The 16,709-nt window shown below is 59.0% G+C and carries 11 protein-coding genes; 9 read left to right on the top strand and 2 right to left on the bottom strand.

Going from position 1 to position 16,709, the window contains the following annotated elements:
• Positions 1-285: 285 nt before the first annotated feature.
• Positions 286-1,392, bottom strand: coding sequence for a hypothetical protein (locus tag TBK1r_RS13625; protein ID WP_419581323.1), 1,107 nt, complete (start codon positions 1,390-1,392; stop codon positions 286-288).
• A gap of 525 nt (positions 1,393-1,917) precedes the next feature.
• On the opposite strand from TBK1r_RS13625, the gene TBK1r_RS13620 reads away from it, so the two are divergent.
• From TBK1r_RS13620 to astB, 5 genes are all read left to right on the top strand, one after another.
• Positions 1,918-5,355, top strand: a complete 3,438-nt coding sequence (locus tag TBK1r_RS13620; RefSeq protein WP_145211379.1) for a DUF1553 domain-containing protein — start codon at positions 1,918-1,920, stop codon at positions 5,353-5,355.
• A 224-nt stretch (positions 5,356-5,579) separates the two neighbouring features.
• A complete protein-coding gene (locus TBK1r_RS13615; protein WP_145211376.1) occupies positions 5,580-7,040 on the top strand; it encodes a DUF1501 domain-containing protein in 1,461 nt (486 codons plus the stop codon).
• A 160-nt stretch (positions 7,041-7,200) separates the two neighbouring features.
• Positions 7,201-8,250, top strand: a complete 1,050-nt coding sequence (locus tag TBK1r_RS13610; protein WP_145211373.1) for an arginine N-succinyltransferase — start codon at positions 7,201-7,203, stop codon at positions 8,248-8,250.
• Positions 8,247-9,695, top strand: a complete 1,449-nt coding sequence (gene astD, locus TBK1r_RS13605; RefSeq protein ID WP_145211370.1) for a succinylglutamate-semialdehyde dehydrogenase — start codon at positions 8,247-8,249, stop codon at positions 9,693-9,695. The genes TBK1r_RS13610 and astD overlap by 4 nt, the downstream gene beginning before the upstream one ends.
• A gap of 43 nt (positions 9,696-9,738) precedes the next feature.
• A complete protein-coding gene (gene astB, locus TBK1r_RS13600; RefSeq protein WP_145211367.1) occupies positions 9,739-11,088 on the top strand; it encodes an N-succinylarginine dihydrolase in 1,350 nt (449 codons plus the stop codon).
• 12 nt (positions 11,089-11,100) lie between these two features.
• Here the strand turns inward: astB and TBK1r_RS13595 are convergent, their stop codons facing one another.
• Complete coding sequence (locus TBK1r_RS13595) at positions 11,101-11,466, bottom strand: DUF5658 family protein (protein ID WP_145211364.1); 366 nt, start codon at positions 11,464-11,466, stop codon at positions 11,101-11,103.
• A 394-nt stretch (positions 11,467-11,860) separates the two neighbouring features.
• On the opposite strand from TBK1r_RS13595, the gene TBK1r_RS13590 reads away from it, so the two are divergent.
• The 4 genes from TBK1r_RS13590 to TBK1r_RS13575 are packed head-to-tail and all read left to right on the top strand — an operon-like array spanning position 11,861 to position 16,705.
• A complete protein-coding gene (locus TBK1r_RS13590) occupies positions 11,861-13,036 on the top strand; it encodes a redoxin domain-containing protein (protein WP_419581322.1) in 1,176 nt (391 codons plus the stop codon).
• 6 nt (positions 13,037-13,042) lie between these two features.
• Complete coding sequence (locus TBK1r_RS13585; protein WP_145211358.1) at positions 13,043-13,579, top strand: hypothetical protein; 537 nt, start codon at positions 13,043-13,045, stop codon at positions 13,577-13,579.
• Positions 13,580-13,637: 58 nt separating this feature from the next.
• Entirely contained in the window at positions 13,638-15,710 is a 2,073-nt protein-coding gene (locus TBK1r_RS13580) for a hypothetical protein (protein ID WP_145211355.1), read from the top strand.
• Positions 15,707-16,705, top strand: coding sequence for a MotA/TolQ/ExbB proton channel family protein (locus TBK1r_RS13575; protein WP_419581321.1), 999 nt, complete (start codon positions 15,707-15,709; stop codon positions 16,703-16,705). Before TBK1r_RS13580 ends, TBK1r_RS13575 begins: the two co-directional genes overlap by 4 nt.
• Positions 16,706-16,709 lie beyond the last annotated feature (4 nt).

Here is a 16,709-nt window from a genome sequence, read left to right as displayed (position 1 = left end):
CAGCACCTGGGGACACGGCATCAAATCAACCCAACAGAACAACGATAACAACGATCGGGGACACGGCACAGCTTCTTCAGCGTAGAGATTTCGATTGTTGCTGCAAATGCTTCGGCCTGCGGTTCAAACCTTGTTTTTCGACCCGACTCAATCACCCGAGCGACGTCGCCCTGCAGACGTCAGCGACTCCGCACACAGAGAGCCAAGCGGAAACGCAGCGAGCATGCTGCGATCTTGCAAAGCCTTTGTTGCAAGATCCAACCAGATCGATGGAGATTGTTCAATCTAGGCCGCTTGGGCGAACAGCTCACGCGTCCGCTTCTGGACGTGAAAGCAGCGACCGGTTTGTTTGCCACGTCGCTGATCGATGTGTTCCGGTAATCCAGCCATTGTGGTGAACAGATCATCAAAATTGGCCACAAGCTCCAGCCAGACTGTCGGCGATAAACCGAGCCGAATCAATATCGGCGGGAGAGTGTCAGGGGTACGTCCGGGTTTACCAACCGCCGATTGGCGAGCCGACCAGTCAAGTAGCTCAAGGTACTCCGCCGCACTGATTGGTAGGAACCCCTTGTCGCTACAGCGTGCATCGCATTGGCTCGGTTGGGGGCCGGGCAACTCCGTCGCTTCATTCAGATCAACCGGCGCTAGAAACGAATCCGCAAGCGGCCGGCCACGTCTGTCCGCGGGCTCCGACGCACTGGTGGGGGCCGATGCAGGGTCCGACGCCGGGGCTTGCGTTTCCGCCGTGATCGCTTCGATACGGCGCTGAGCCGACGTGTGATTGCTCAACTCCAATGTTTCGGCCATGCAAGCTCGAATCCAATTCAAATCCACGTAGACGGCACAAGCCAACACGGATTCATCATCAATCACCGGAATCCCCTTGAAGCGGTCTTCGAAGAATCGGCCGCTGGAGTCATCTTCCCGATTGGCTCGCTGGGCAACGCGTTGGTTCATTAGACGCATCCACCAGGAAACGTCGCTGAGCCGAAGACGTATCTGCTTGAGCCTGATCGGGCAGTTCCGAATGGTGTTGAGCTCGGACTCTGACGGCGGCAATGGGTTGCCGTGGTCGTCTTTGCGTTTGGGGCAAATCATCAGCCAGCGTCGTGCCACTTCGGTGTCGTCCCAAGTTTGGACGATGTCGGGGCGCGAACGTAGCATCTGATGGTGATGGCTGGAGAGGACCGAATACGCCAGAACGTCGATGGCAAACTGGCCTGCGAAATGCTCGATCAACCCTTCAATCCAGCCCTTGCGATGGTCGCAGTTCTTGCCGGACAGCGGATCGTCGCCAAACAACCGGCAAGCCCGCGTGGTGCGACTGATGGCATGAACGATTTGGACCTCGCGAGGGTCAATCTTGTCGCCGCGGTTGGAACGTGACATCGCATCCTCATCAAAGAGACTCGTTTCTAGACGTTGCTACGGTTTGAAGTGAATCTTCTTCAAATTGCGTAGCCCAAAAACGAGTCGCTCCGTGCGACTCCCACGAGCTTTCATTGCAACGCAAACCGATCCATCAGTCAACCTTCGCTGCTCCAAAATCCAGCTCAGATCAGACACAATCTTTTAAGTTTGATAGCACTGGATTAGATCAACGTGCCGTGTCCCCGGGTGAGTTAATGCCGTGTCCCCGGGTGAGTTGGTGCCGTGTCCCCGGGTGAGTTGGTGCCGTGTCCCCGGGTGAGTTGGTGCCGTGTCCCCGGGTGAGTTGGTGCCGTGTCCCCGGGTGAGTTGGTGCCGTGTCCCCGGGTGGTTGAGGTCGATGGGGGGATTCGGGGGACGGCGGTCTGCGGAGTGGTGGGATGCCGGCGGGAGGGGATTTGTGCGGGCGGGGATTCGGGAGTCGACTTGTGTTTCGGGTATACTAATGGCGCCCCTTGCCCCTCCAAACGTTGAACGTTCCCACCTATGCGACTGACACGCGTTTTTTCGGTTTCTCTGCTTTATGCCTTGGTTTTGTCCATCGCACCGGCCTTCGCACCGGCGGGGGAATCCGCGGTTGATTTCAATCGTGACATTCGGCCGCTGCTGTTCAATCGCTGTGTCACGTGCCATGGCCCCGACGAAGCGGAGCGGGCGGCGGGATTGCGGTTGGATACCGCCGAAGGGGCGCATGAGGAACTGGGCGGATACGCGGCCGTGGTGCCCGGTGACCCCGAAGCCAGCGAACTGATCTCCCGGGTGACCAGCGACGACGAAGACGTGGTGATGCCGCCGTCGGGAAAAGGCGATCCGCTGACGCAGGCCGAAGTCGCTTTGCTGCGAACGTGGATCGAACAGGGCGGACGCTACGCCCGACACTGGTCTTACGAAGTCCCTCGTCGACCGCCGCTGCCGAAAGTGTCCGACCCGGCCTGGCCGACCGGTCCGATCGATCATTTCACGCTGGCACGGATGGATGCCGAAGGCTTGCATCCCTCGCCCCAAGCAGACCGTTTGACGCTGGCCCGACGCGTGGCGATCGACCTGACGGGTTTGCCGCCGAACTGGGAACAAGCCCGAGCGTTTGCCGAGGACGATCGCGCCGATGCGTACGAGATCTACGTGGATTCGTTGCTCGCCAGTCCGGCATTCGGAGAACGCTGGGCCTGGGTCTGGCTGGACCTGGCCCGCTACGCCGACTCGGCAGGTTACGCCGATGACCCGCCACGCACCATCTGGGCCTACCGCGATTACGTGATCCAAGCGATCAACGACAACATGCCGTTTGATCAATTCACGATCGAGCAGATTGCCGGTGACTTGCTGCCCAATCCCACCGACGAGCAATTGATCGCCACGGCCTTTCATCGAAACACGTTGACCAACAACGAAGGCGGCACCAATGACGAAGAATTTCGCAACGTCGCGGTGGTCGACCGGGTTAACACGACGATGGCGGTTTGGATGGGAACGACCATGGCCTGCGCCCAATGCCACACCCACAAGTACGATCCGATCACCCAAGACGAATACTTCCAATTCTTCGCTTTCTTCAATAGCACCGAAGATGCAGACAAACGTGACGAAAGCCCGCTGCTGGAAGTCTGGAGTGACGATCAAGAACGCCGCAAAGTCGAATTGTCCGCACGCATCGAATCACTCCAGGCCAAACTGGTCGCCCCCACCGATCAAGTCGACCAGGAACGTGAACAGTGGTTGGCCCAGTTCTCTTCGCCGCCCGAGTGGCGAATCGCCGATGTCGCCTCGATCGACTCCAAACGCCAGCTGGAAATGACCGACGACGGATGGATTCAGGCTGCCGAAGACGAGCTGGAAACGGACACGTATCAGATCCAGATTCCCACCTCGGACGAATCCATCACGGGCCTTCGCCTGGAAACGTCACCGTCACAGAAACGTAACTTCGTGATCACCCAGCTTCGCGCGACCTGGACGCCCCAGCCACTTGCTCCGGTCCAAGCCCGATTCGTGCGAGTCGATTTGCCTGGGAAATCACGGTTTTTGCATCTCGCGGAGATCGAAGTGTTCAGCGAAGGCGAAAACGTCGCGCCGCGCGGCAAGGCGACTCAGAGTTCTACCTACGCCGATGCCGACGCCACGCGAGTCAACGACGGCAACACGGCAAGCGACTACAACAAGGGTTCGGTCCAACACACCAACGGTGAAACGGACCCCTGGGTTGAAATCGATTTAGGCGAAGCGATGCCGATCGACAACCTGGTTCTGTGGAATCGCACCGACGGAGGCGCGGGAATCATCGAACGGTTGAACGGATTCACGGTGACGCTGTTGAGCAACGAACGCGACGTCGTCTGGACGAGCAAACCCGAGACCCCGGCCAAAGCCAAACATGCCCTGTCCCCATCCGGGGTTCGAACGGTCTCGTTCAGTCATGCGTCGGCCGATCACGAACAAAGTGGATTTCCCGCAACGGCCGTCCTGCAAACGCCGGTCAGTTCCAAGTCGGGCTGGGCCATCGCGCCTCAGGTCGGACGCCCCCATCAATTGACCGTGTCGCTCGATGCACCGACCCCGGCGGCCGAGGGCGTGCTGACGGTATCGATCGCACAAGAATCGGAACACCCGCGTCATTTGATCGATCACTTTCGCTTGTCCATCAGTTCGGACGTGAACCTGACCCGCTGGGCGACGTTGCCGGACCCGATTCGTCGCATCGTCGCCAAACGCAAAGATCGCTGGAACGAAAACGAGGCATCGCAAGTTGAAGCGTATTTCCGTGACATTGCACCGGCGCTCCAACCGTGGCGAGACGAGTTGCAGGCGGCGCGCGACGAACTAGCCCAGATGAAGCCGATAACCAGCGTTCCGGTGATGAAGGAGCTGCCCACCGACAAGCGTCGCGTCACCAAGGTGCAGCTGCGGGGCAACTACCAAAGCACCGGCGATGTGGTCCAGGAGGGCACGCCGGAAGCATTCCACCCGATCGCCCATGCCGACAACCCCAGCCGCCTGGATTTGGCGCACTGGTTGGTCGATCCGGCAAACCCGTTGACCCCGCGGGTGATCGTCAATCGACATTGGGAACAGTTGTTCGGCGTTGGTCTCGTCGAAACGAGCGAAGAGTTTGGATCGCAAGGTGAATTGCCCTCCCATCCGCGTCTGTTGGATTGGATGGCGGTCGAGTTTCGTGACAGCGGATGGGACATCAAACGCTTGATCAAGTCGATGGTGATGTCCGCAACCTATCGGCAAAGCAGCGTGACAACGCCGGAATTGATCGCCGCCGATCCGGCCAACCGACTGCTTGCACGGGGACCGAGATTCCGCGTCTCGGCAGAGATGGTCCGCGACCAGGCATTGTTCGTCAGCGGGCTGTTGAGCGACAAACGATTCGGGCCGCCGGTCAATCCGCCGCAACCCGAGCTGGGATTGAAAGCCGCGTTCGGATCGGCCACCGATTGGCAGACGAGCAAGGGGGAAGACCGCTACCGACGCGGGTTGTACACGACGTGGCGCCGCAGCAGCCCCTATCCGTCGATGGCCCAGTTCGACGCACCCAACCGAGAGGTTTGCACGGTCCGCCGGATTCGAACCAACACCCCACTCCAAGCTTTGGTCACGATGAACGATCCGGTCTATGTCGAAGCGGCCCAGTCGTTCGCGCGAAACATGATCCGCGAGGCGGACTCGGCCGAAGGAAGAATCCAGTACGCCTTTCAGACCGCATTGATTCGGCCGCCCAGTGCTGCGGAGATCAAGCGTCTGGAACAACTCGTGATCGCCGCGACCGAGACCTATCGCGAGGCGACCGCAGATGCGATGAAGATGGCAACCGATCCGATCGGCGCCCTGCCCGTCGATGCCGACCCGGCCGAATACGCCGCCTGGACGGTGGTCGCCAACGTGATCTTGAACTTGGACGAACTGTTGATGAAACGATAGAGAGAACAAAAACGTTGCTGGTGCGATGCTCCTGTCACCTCGCTTGCCCCTCCCCGCGAAGAAGGGTCAGTGATGAGAAGGAGGCGCCGATGGTTGGCTGGCGGTGGCGTCCGTTACGGCCGTCATTGGGTCTGGTTGAGTCATCATCAACGATTTTGCATTGACGATTTTGCACTGAATCTTGCAACGATTATTACAAGCCCCCAACGAACCTTTAGACTGCCATGGATCCTCGATTCAATCACCTTCAATTGCGCACCCGCCGGCATTTCTTGCAGCAATCCACTGCCGGGATCGGCTCGATGGCGTTGGCGTCGTTGATGGCGGGAGACGGTGTCGCCGGCGAGTCAGCGGTCCTACGGGCGAGTGATCCACTTGCCAGTCGATCGCCCCATTTTGCTCCCAAGGCCAAGCGGGTGATCTATCTGCACATGACCGGCTCGCCGCCCAACCTGGACTTGTTCGATTACAAGAGCGAACTGGTCAAACGCAGCGACCAGGATTGCCCCGACGAGTTTCTGGCCGGTCGTGAATTTGCGTTTACATCCGGGACGCCGAAGTTGATGGGGTCGCCGCGGAAGTGGCAGCGCGTCGGTCAATCGGGCATGTGGATGTCCGATGCGATTCCACATTTCCATGAAGTCGCCGACGAGATGTGTGTGGTGCATTCGATGCATACCGATCAATTCAATCACGCGCCTGCGGAGTTGTTGGTTTACACCGGTTCGCCGCGTAGCGGACGACCTTCGATGGGATCTTGGATCACGTACGGGCTGGGAAGCGAAAACGAAAACCTGCCCGGGTTCGTCGTCTTGATTTCCAGCGGCGTCCAACCCAACGGCGGCAATAACTCGTTCGGCAGCGGATTTTTGCCATCGGTCTATCAAGGCGTGCAGTGTCGATCCAAGGGCGACCCGGTACTTTATTCGTCGGACCCGCCGGGGATGAGCCGAGCGACGCGCCGCGCGACGCTCGATGCGTTGGCGGATCTGAATCAGTTGCAAGCCGAACAGATGGGACACCCGGAAACGTTGACGCGGATCTCGCAATACGAACTGGCCTTCCGGATGCAAACCTCGGTTCCGGAGGTGATGGACATTTCGGCCGAGTCCCAGAAGACTCTGGATGAATACGGTGCGACGCCGGGCGCGTCGAGTTTAGCCAACAATTGTTTGCTCGCCCGCCGGTTGGTCGAATCGGGAGTGCGGTTTGTGCAGTTGTTCGATTGGGGCTGGGACTTCCACGGCACGCAAGCCGGCACGGGACTGACCGACGGCCTGACCAACAAGTGTGCGACGATGGATAAGCCGATCGCGGCGTTGATCCGCGATCTCAAACAACGCGGCCTGTTGCAAGACACCCTGATCGTTTGGGGCGGTGAATTTGGTCGGACGCCGTTTCGCGAGGGCCGGACGGCGAAGAGCAAGATTTTGGGTCGTGATCACTACCCCGACGTGTTCACGATGTGGATGGCCGGCGGGGGAGTCAAGGGCGGATTCGAGTATGGTCAGAGCGACGAGTTGGGTTTTGGTGTCGCCGAAAACCCCGTGCACGTGCACGACCTGCAAGCCACGATTCTGCACCAACTGGGCTTCGACCACGAACGGTTAACGTATCGATTCCAGGGGCGTGATTATCGGCTGACCGACGTGCATGGACACGTGGTGAAGGAGTTGCTGGCTTAGGTTCGTAGTCGAGCGGAAAAGGGGGCAGGTACCAAAAACCAAATGGCCCAAAGGGTGCTTCGCATTTTTGGTACCTGCCCCCTTTTCCGAGGCCGATCGATTTGGACCGATCGTGTTCAATGGGATACAATAACATGCCTACTTTTCAGGATACCTATCGATGCACACCATCCGGCTCGTCCGGCCGGCAGACCTGAATGCACTGTTCGACTTGGCCGGCCAGTCGACATTTGGGTTGACCACCTTGACACCGGATCGCGAACGGCTGGCCAAGCGGATTGAAGAATCCGAGTGTGGCCAATCGCCGTTGTTGGTGTGGGTGGAGGGTGCTGAGCAACGCGTGATCGGGACCGCGGGATTGTTCACCCACGTCGGTGATTCCGCCAAAGGGGAACCGTTTTACGCGTTTCGATTGGAACGCAGCATCCATCGATCGGAGGCGTTGAACGTTCGCACCGAGGTCGACACCTTGCATTTGGCCAAGATCTTTGACGGGCCGACCGAGCTGGGGACGTTGTTTTTGCATCCCCAATTTCGCGGCGGAGGGAAAGGTCGTGTGTTGTCGCTGTCGCGGTTCATGCTGATCGCCCGTGACCCCGAGCGTTTCGATCGGCAGGTCATTGCAGAAATGAGGGGCGTGATCGACCAGGATGGGCGTTCTCCGTTTTGGGACGCCGTCGGCCGGCCTTTTTTTCAGGTCGATTTTCCGATCGCCGACACGTTGTCGTTTCGAGACAAGCGGTTCATCGCGGAGTTGATGCCGACGCATCCGATCTATGTGCCGCTGCTTCCCGAGCAGGCGCGTGAGGTGATCGGGAAGGTGCACACCGACACCGAGCCCGCCTTGCGGTTGCTCGAATCCGAAGGCTTCCACGAGGCTCAAATGGTCGACATCTTTGACGGCGGGCCGTGTATTCGATGCGATCGCAAGGCGATTCGGACGATTGTTGAATCGAGTCAGGTTGAACTGGTGGGCCTGTTCAACGAGAACCAGGATGCCGTCATGGACACCCTGGTGGCGACCGCCGACGGTCCCTTCCGGTGCATCGGTTGTGCGACGCGGCGGTCACCCGATGGAATACAAATGCAACCACAGGATGCCGAAAGCCTGGGCGTTTCGGTGGGTGATTCGTTGATCGTCTCGCCGCTGAAGGGAACGGCCAAAGCCTTCTGGAGCGGCGAGCCGTCTAACGAAAGGAAACCATCATGACAGCTTCATCCGAGTCCACGCCGCCCCTGGTGGCCTGCTTTCCGGGAACCAATGAAGTGGTTTGGGAAGGAACCGTGGCGACAGAGATGCAGGTGGCCGACGCCGTCTCGCACGCACGGGCCGCGCTGACGTCATGGCAGACCAGCCCGGTGGAGGAACGGATCGCTGTGGCAGAACGATTTGCCGACGCGGCGATCCAGAGCCAGGACCAGATCGCGCAACAGATCAGTCGTGAAACCGGTAAACCCCATTGGGAAGCCGTCGGCGAGGCGAAGCTGATTCCGGCGAAAGTCAAGTTGGCCATCGAAGCCTATCGCGAGCGGAGTGGGGCGCAACAGATCGATCTGCCGCAAGGCATCGGACGCGTGGTCTATCGTGGCGTCGGCGTCATGGCGGTGCTCGGACCGTTTAATTTTCCTGCCCACTTGCCCAACGGGCACATCGTTCCGGCGTTGATCGCGGGGAATACGGTCGTATTCAAGCCCAGCGAAATGACGCCGGGCACGGGAGAATTGCTGGTCCAGCTTTGGCAAGCCGCCGGGTTGCCGCCGGGCGTGCTGCAGACCGTTCAGGGCGACGGCAAGGTCGGCGCCACGCTGGTGTCGCAAGCCGTCGACGGTGTCCTGTTCACCGGCAGCTACTCCGCCGGCTGCGCGATCCATCGATCGTTGGCCGGCCGCCCCCAGGTATTGTTGGCGTTGGAGATGGGTGGCAACAACCCGATGGTGGTTCATCAAGCCAAAGATCTCGACGCCGCGGCGTATCTGACTGCCGTTTCGGCGTTCGTCACCGCCGGCCAACGCTGCACGTGTGCGCGGCGGTTGGTGTTGGTGGACGGCGCCGACACGGAACCGTTGTTGGAAAGGCTTACCGTGCATTGCCAGACCTTGCGAATTGGATTGCCTGACGATGATCCGCAACCATTCATGGGGCCGTTGATCTCGAGCCTGGCCGCCGACCGAGTGCTCAGCGCCCAAGCCGAATGGCTTCGTGGTGGCGCGGTGGAACTTGTTACGGCGGAGCGTGATCCTCGCAATCCGGCGCTGATTCGCCCCGGTCTGATTGATGTGACCGCCATGCCCGATCGGAATGATGAAGAGGTTTTCGGGCCGCTGCTTCAGGTCGTCCGTGTCGCTGATTTTGATGCGGCGATCGACGAAGCGAATCGTACGGCGTATGGATTGTCCGCCTCGCTGCTTTGCGATGATCGCGAGTTGTTCGATCGGTTTCGAACATTCATTCGTGCCGGCGTCGTCAATTGGAACCAAGCCACGATCGGTGCCAGTGGTCGCCTGCCGTTTGGCGGTCTGGGTGCGTCGGGCAATCATCGCCCGAGTGGTTACTTCGCGGCCGATTACTGCAGCGACGCGGCCGCGATGCTGGAGTCGGAATCGTTGTCGATGCCTGCGACGATCATGCCGGGGATTGACCCGGCCCCCGCTTAGTTCGACGCTCCTGCGAGGAGGGTGATTCTTCAACTTGATGCCGATGTCCAATACGACTGCTCCAACCACCGCCGAAGTCAACTTCGATGGTCTGATCGGACCGACACACAATTACGCCGGCCTCGCTCCGGGCAACCTTGCTTCACGGTCGCACCGCCGTGAACCAAGCCATCCGCGCGCTGCCGCCCGCCAGGGGCTGGCAAAGATGGCGCGGTTGCGTTCGTTGGGGGTTCCGCAGGCGGTTCTGCCTCCGCAACCGCGGCCGAACCTGGGCCTATTGCGACGGTTGGGATTTTCCGGTGATGACGCGACGGTGTTGGAAGCGGCACAGAAGCAGTCTCCACATTTACTTGCGACCGCGATGTCTAGTTCCAGTATGTGGACGGCCAACGCGGCAACGGTTTGTCCGTCGGCCGACGCCGACGACCGACGCGTCCACTTCACACCGGCCAATCTGGTCACCAGTCTGCACCGTGCCAGCGAAACCGACGTGACGGCGATGCTTCTCAGACGCATCTTTCACGACCCGCGATTCTTCGTGCACCACGATGCGGTCCCCAGTTCGACAGACATGGGTGACGAAGGCGCCGCCAATCACACGCGATTCTGTGACACGTTCGACGCTCCCGGGGTGCAACTGTTTGTGTACGGAAGCGATTCCCGCGGCGATGACGGATCGGGTCCGAAACGGTTTGTGGCCCGCCAATCGAAAGCGGCCGGCGAGGCCATTGCTCGACTTCATCGTCTCGATCCGGACCGAGTTGTCTTTGCAAAACAGAATCCTCGCGCCATCGACGCGGGGGTGTTCCACAACGATGTTATCGCGGTGGGACATCGCCAGCTGCTGCTTTGCCACGAACAAGCTTTTGCGCAACCGGATCGAGTCATCGAGGACTTGCGGCGGACGACTAACGACACGATCCGAGTCGTCCAGGTTCCCGAGCAACGTGTCAGCCTGGACGATGCCGTTGCAACGTACCTGTTTAACAGCCAGATCGTGACGACGGAAACGGACCAGACCGTCTTGGTCGCCCCGGAGGATTGTCGACAACATTCCGGCGTGAACGCCCTGCTGGGCGAGTTGGTCGAGGACAACACGTTCGACCGAGTCGAATTCGTCGATCTGCGAGAGAGCATGGACAACGGTGGAGGGCCGGCGTGCTTGCGGCTGCGGGTCGTTTTGACGCCTGATGAACTGGCATCGGTCGCATCGGGCGTTTTATTGACCGACGAACTTGTGATTCAGTTGGAAAACTGGATCGATCGGCACTACCGAGAATCTCTCACCGCGGCCGACTTGGCCGATCCTGTTTTAATGAAAGAGTCTTATCAAGCGTTAGATGAACTGACCGATCTGTTGCGTCTGGGAGCGATCTATGACTTCCAACGTTAATCGTCGTTGGGTTCAAAGATAAAACAGCGGATAGTTTAGCCATGCGATTGCGACGCCCAGGTAGATCACGCTCGCACCGATACAACCGGCTTCGCTCAGCGCAAGTTGTCTTCCGATTAAAAACGCGGAAACCGAACTTGCGACCAAAGCGACTTTGAAGACGCGCAGTCCGACCGGACCATGAAAGTTCAAGACCCAGTCGGCGATGGGGTTAGCTTCATAGAGGATGCCGGCGTGATACGCCATCAACGTCATCTCGAGATCGAACCAGTTCAGCATGGCCAATACAAGTGCGAACAGGCCAACGCGTTTCCCGCGACGAGTCGTAAAGAACTGCTCGGCGCGAGTAGGACAACTGATTGTTTGGCATGATGTCACGATCGGTTCTCCTCTCTGGTATTGCGCCCCGGATTGGTACACACAAGTCGTCTCAATGGACATCATCGAGATTCAACATTGCGTTGGCGGATTTCAGTGCATCGCACACGTCGTGCCAAATCGCGAAACATCAGTCGACGGACTCCCGCAGTGACCGCGATGAACACGCGTTTCCGCTAAAAAGGTGCGGAAATCGAGTCGAGTCGAGGGGGGCTGCTTTTCGGCGTTGATCTTTTAGAGCTCACGTTGATCGTCAATCCTGCGATCTCACGGCTTCACCGCTCGTGGTTCGGGTGAGATGAACGAGGGACCGCAAAATGCCCGGCGAGTTCCGCTACAATCGGGTGCACCGGAAACCGAACCGATATCGCCACTTCCCCTCAGAGTGATCGTGATGCCCAAAGTTTTACTCGTGTTGTTGGCCCTGAGCTGTGTGCCCTCGTTGTCCGGCGGGGCCGATTTTCCACCCGGACTGCAAACCCTGGAAATTGGCGATGCGGCACCGGACTTTAAATTGCCGGGGATCGACGGCCGTGACTGGACCTTGAACGATTTTTCAGACGGAAAGGTGTTGATCGTTTACTTCACGTCCAACCATTGTCCGGTCTGCCACGCCCACGATCCGCGATTCATGGAATTGGTTCGCGAAGTCGACGGCCGGGGCGTGAGGGTCGTCGCCATCAATCCCAATTCCGGCGACGGGCTTCGGCCCGACGAATTGGGCTATTCCAAGTACGATGACAGTTTCGAAGACATGACGCCGTATGCGAAAGAACATGGATTCACGTTTCCGTACCTGTACGACGGGGCCACGCAAGCGACGGCGAAGAGCTATGGCTGTTTGGCAACGCCCCATGTTTTCGTTTTTGATTCCGACCGAAAGTTGCGCTACAAGGGGCGTCTGGACAATTCCCGCTATCCAGACCCTGCGACGGTCAAGTCGCGCGAAACACGTGACGCCGTTCTCGCGCTCTTAAATGGAAAACCCGTGCCTGTCCCGGTGACCAAACCGTTCGGCTGTTCGACGAAGTGGCGTGAAAAGATCGTCAACGTGGAAGAGGATGAGACGCGTTGGCAATCGGCGGAGGTGACGCTGGACGAGATCGATGCCGCGGGGCTGGCCAAGTTGGTCGAAAACAACACCGACAAGTATCGATTGTTCAATGTTTGGTCCACGACGTGTGCGCCATGCGTCGAAGAGTTTCCGGGGCTGACGCGTGTTTCGCGGCGGATGGGATTGCGAAAATTTGAGCTGATCACCATCAGCACCGATCTGCCTAAAAACCGCGACCGTGTACTCGCCTTTCTGTCGGCAAACCGAGCCGCACTGCCGGCGCGATTGAAACCCTCGCTGGAATCCGAAGGCCGAACGTCGAACAATTATCTGTTTACCGACCCGGATGTTGATGCACTGATCGCGGCATTGGATCCACAGTGGGAGGGGCCCGAGCCGCACACCGTGTTGGTCGCGCCGGGCGGTAAGATCGTCTTTCGTCACAATGGGATGATCGGCGAAACGGAACTGCTGGAAGCGTTGCTGGCCGAAATGAAAGAAACGTATCTGGAATAGGTGACGGTGATGAAGAGAACGTACGTTGTGATTGGCTGTCTGTTGGTTTGCTGTGGCTGTTTCCCGCCACCGGCTTCGTCTCCTGCATCGGCACAAAAGCGCCAGGCCCAGGCGATCGCTGATCGTGAGGAGGAATTGGCGTTCCGAGACGAGTCGGGCGAGATGGATTGGCGGAGCCGGGTCGATGCGGCCAAAGAATTGCTCGAGCAAGCTCAGTCCAACCGTCGTTGGGGACAATCGCAAGCCGCGCTTGAGCAGGCCTTGGACGCAGCGCGACTGATGCCGCCGCCGGGCAAAGACTTTGACTTGGAAACCGAATTGGCAGGCCTGCGGGGAGATCCGGCCGGCGGATCAGCGGGGGAATCACCCGAGTCCGATCTGGAGGACGAAGGCCAAGGTGCCTCGACCAGCTCGAGCGTGACCAATGCGGAGGTTCGGCAAATGCGAAAAGAGCTGGAAGCTTTACTCGAACGGCTGGAAGGGAGTACCGGGCGGACCAACAGCGAATTAAGCTTGGAGCGGGACCTCATCGAGATTCAGTGAGCCAACGCAGCGTGATCGCGCTGCGGTCGGTCTTGTCTTCCCAGTCAGCGGTGCACTTTTGATTCAGCGAAACGTCGACCCGGTTCTTCATCGTCTGCAACGTGCACTGGAAACCGGTGCGTCGCGCGAAGAGGTTTCTGAAGCTTTGGCAGCGGCGGAATCGGCGGCCGAGCAGTCGGGCGAGGCATTCTCGTCGCTGTTGCGGTACCGTGCCGAAGAGTACGTCCAGGCCGAACGCATGTTGGAACGGCGTCGGCTGATGTTCGCCGTCGCCTGTGTGGTGTGCCTGTTTGCGACCGTCGTCGGCGCATTCGGCTTGACCACTCTGGACCGCATGCGAACGCTGGTCAATCACGAGGCCGAGTTCGATAAATTGGTTGCGGCGGAATCCTGGGACGAAGCATCCGACTTTCTCGATCAGCTCGACGAGAACACGCGATCCGAACCCGCGTTCGTCCGCGGCCGTGAAATGGTCGATCAAGCGATCGCCCGCGAAGCCGAACGCAAGGCTGAATTCAAACGTTTGGCCGATCAGATGCGATCCTCTTCTGTGACCGACATTGATGCCGAAGACGTCAAACGATTGAACACGTTGGCGCGCAGCGATGAGGAGCGGCAGTTCGCCAGCGAAATGCTTGCCAAAGTGGAAGAGCAACGGTTGCAACGAGAAGCCGCCCGCGCGAACGATCAAACGCATGCTTTCGAGACATTGCAAGACAAGGTCGAGCGGTTCCTTCGTGTCGAATCCGAGGAACTTGATGACGACGCGCGGGCGGCACGACGTTTTGAGTTGCAACAAGAATTGGGGCGGTTTGCCGCCGACCATCAACTGGGCAATCCGGAATTGAGCGAGGCAGCCAAACAGGCAGCCAAAATGCTCGCCGCGTCCGCCCAGCAGGAAAGGAAGCAGACCGACCGCGACAAGCTCGTTCAGGCGATCACGCGATCGGTGGGAAACGCCCAACGTTACAGGCGAGCGATCGAGCAGTTTGTCGACGATTGGCCCCGAGACACGTTGGCCCAGCGGTTGCAGCGAGACGCCCCGAGTGCCGACGCCATCGATGCCACGCTTGCCTGGATCGATGTGCTGAGCCATCCCGCTTATCAACAGCCACAATCGGCCGATGCTGAGATGGCGAAAGCCTGGTTGGCGACGCTCGAGCACGCCGAATCGCTGGAGCCTGAGCATCCGCTGTCCGTTCCGGCGACCCGATGGCGGGCGACGTATCAAACCCTCGCCGGCTGTGACGAGGCGATCAAGGAACTGCGTGAGGCGTTTCGGTCACCGTTGGTCAATCGCATCTATGTCTATCCCGATCCCAGCGGCAGTGTGTTTTATTCGGAACAGGCGCCGGATCCAAAGTCGCCGCGGGCACACCTTGTTTCGGTTTTATTGAATCCCTCGTTGGAGCGTGAAACCCAAAACTTCGGCTTGCGGTTTCGTGAGGAAGTGCTGCCCAAGGTTGCGTTGTCGGGGCACAGCCAGTTCGCCGCGAAGATGGCGCCCAGCGTCACCGACGTCACGGTGACCGACTTCACTCCCGTCGCGTATCGTTTGATCAGCGAGTTGCGATCGTTTCAGAGCGAGCCGGAATTTGATCCGATCTATCGACTGATTTGGATGCGACGCGTGTTGGAGATCGCCGTCCAGGGAAGCGTTCCGATCAAATTGGCCTTTGGTGATTGGCTCGAATCCTTGCAAGCGTCCGATTTCGACTGGGAAACCAACTGGTTGACGTCTGACCCTGAAGACGTGGATCGACTGGTAAAAGTGACTCAAGCGAGACGACTGCTCGAAGGTGTGGACGATTGGAACAATCGCGTCGAACGGATGCTCGCCGAATTCAAAGCGTTCCGTAGCCCCCGTCCGCCGGCGCCGCGTTGGATCGGTTGGGTCTCCCTGGACGGTGAATACTACGAATCGGTTCTCAGTGAGACGGCCGATTCCGATCCGCTGGTTGTTTTTCCGGTCGATTCGCAAACCGGACAGACGAAACGCGTCGACATCGGCGCGGCGCCGACATCAAAGCCACTCCGGGTGACCCATCCGGACGCCCAGCAGTGCGGCGCGATCCTCTGTGTCGTCTCACCACGCTCCGCCGTATCAACTCCCTCCACAACCAGGAAATGAACAAGGTGGATGCATCGCCGGTCAGCAACGATCGACTCGTTTGGATGCGACGTGACATCGAACGCCGTTTCGGTTTTGCGGGCGCGCGCTACACGCGTGTGGGCAGCGTGTTGCCCGCGCTGATCGCCGCGGCGATCACGGTGGCCCTGTTCGGATCGTTCGTCGCGATCGGTTCCAATCCGATCGTGGACATGTTCATTCGACGAGGTTGGACGCCGCCGGTGATCGTCTTTTTTTCCGTCTGGTCGATGCTGATTCTGTGGTTCAAACGCGCCAAACTGAAGCTGCAACAAAAGGCGCTACGGCTGCGCGTGATGCCGGACCAAATCGACTTTGTCCTGTCGGTCGATCGGGTGAGCGAAGTGTTGCATCGCTTGTACGAAGTCTGTGACGATCCCAAACGGTTTGTGCTGCTGCATCGAATCGAAGTCGGCCTGTCCAATGCCCGGAACTTGAGCCGTGTGGTCGATCTGGGCGAGATCTTGCGGACACAATCCGAGCACGACGAATCGGTGATGGAAACCAGTTTCAATCTGATTCGCGGGTTGGTGTGGGCGATTCCGATTCTCGGTTTCATCGGGACGGTTTCGGGACTATCGATCGCGATCGGCGGATTCGGACGGGTGCTCAGCCAGACCGAAGACCCGTCGAAATTGATCGGCGCGCTTCAAGGTGTGACGGGCGGACTGGCGACAGCCTTTGAAACAACACTACTGGCCCTGATGGCGGCGTTGTTGGTCCAGATGACGATGACGTTTCAGAAGAAACAGGAAGAAGAGTTTCTTGATGAATGCACGGAGTATTGTCAGCGCGAAGTGCTGAGCCGAATCGCACATTCCGACGCGAGCGATGTCACGTCTGAAACGAAACCACAATCGGACGCAACTGGATCGATTCCAGACGACGAAACGGGTTTTGCCCCGGTCGAAGTGATCCAGGAAGGCGAAGCAGACGCGGACGCAGTTGTCATCGATGGGCCCATTGTGTTGGAGTGATGCA

Source organism: Stieleria magnilauensis, from assembly GCA_007753675.1.
GTDB lineage: Bacteria > Planctomycetota > Planctomycetia > Pirellulales > Pirellulaceae > Stieleria > Stieleria magnilauensis.
This window is presented reverse-complemented; position numbering and strand designations above follow the sequence as displayed.